The organism is Chromobacterium sp. ASV23, from assembly GCF_016428945.1.
In the GTDB taxonomy this organism is placed as follows: domain Bacteria; phylum Pseudomonadota; class Gammaproteobacteria; order Burkholderiales; family Chromobacteriaceae; genus Chromobacterium; species Chromobacterium sinusclupearum.
The window spans coordinates 1-288 of record NZ_JAELTR010000278.1; the positions used below are offsets into that span (position 1 = coordinate 1).

The 288-nt window shown below is 68.8% G+C and carries 1 pseudogene; it reads right to left on the bottom strand.

From position 1 onward, the window contains the following. Nucleotides 1-288 (bottom strand): annotated as a pseudogene (locus JHD59_RS22605) (ABC transporter ATP-binding protein); the annotation flags it as partial.

A 288-nucleotide genomic window follows, 5' to 3' on the forward strand; every position in this document is an offset into this window, starting at 1 on the left:
CGTCCTTCACCGCGTGGAACTGGCGCTTGCCGAACAGGCCTTCGCGGATGTCGAAGCTTTTGCACAGGCCCTGCACGTCCAGCACGATCTCGTCGCCCGCCGCGTAGCCGCGCTCGCGGTGCGGCGGCTCGACATACGGTTCCGGCTTGAGGAAGTCGTCGATCACCGCCAGCCGCGTCGGGCGGCGGTCCAGGTGCGGCCGGCACGACAGCAGCGCCTTGGTGTAGGCGTCCTGCGGGTCTTCGAAGATCTGCTTCACCGTGCCCTGCTCGCGGATCACGCCGTGGC